The following is a 235-nucleotide window of genomic DNA, read 5'->3' as shown; positions in this document are numbered from 1 at the left end:
CGCCTGAATATGCAGCAGGTCCGGCATCATGTAGCGCTGGTTGTAGGTGCCCCACACATTACCAAAAGGATAAGCTTTTCCTGTTTCTATGTCGGTGAGCGGAGAGGGGGCATCGGGTTGTTTGGGCTGTGTGTTACTGCTCAGCTCGGTGATTTGTAAAGTATCGCCGATTTGTAGTTTAAGGGGATCATCGTTGTACTGAGGGTTCAGATCCAGTAATTGCTTTGCAGTCAGA

The 235-nt window shown here is 49.4% G+C and carries 1 protein-coding gene; it reads right to left on the bottom strand.

Translation table 11 applies throughout. The annotated features are described in order from the left end of the window. Positions 1-235, bottom strand: a 235-nt coding sequence (locus R0J87_RS24770) for a hypothetical protein (RefSeq protein ID WP_498889687.1), incomplete at both ends; no start/stop codon positions are given.

This window comes from Halomonas sp. SIMBA_159 (genome assembly GCF_046536035.1).
GTDB classification, from domain to species: Bacteria; Pseudomonadota; Gammaproteobacteria; order Pseudomonadales; family Halomonadaceae; genus Vreelandella; species Vreelandella venusta_A.
The sequence above is the reverse complement of the archived record's forward strand: the minus strand, read 5'-3'. Positions and strand labels throughout refer to the sequence as shown.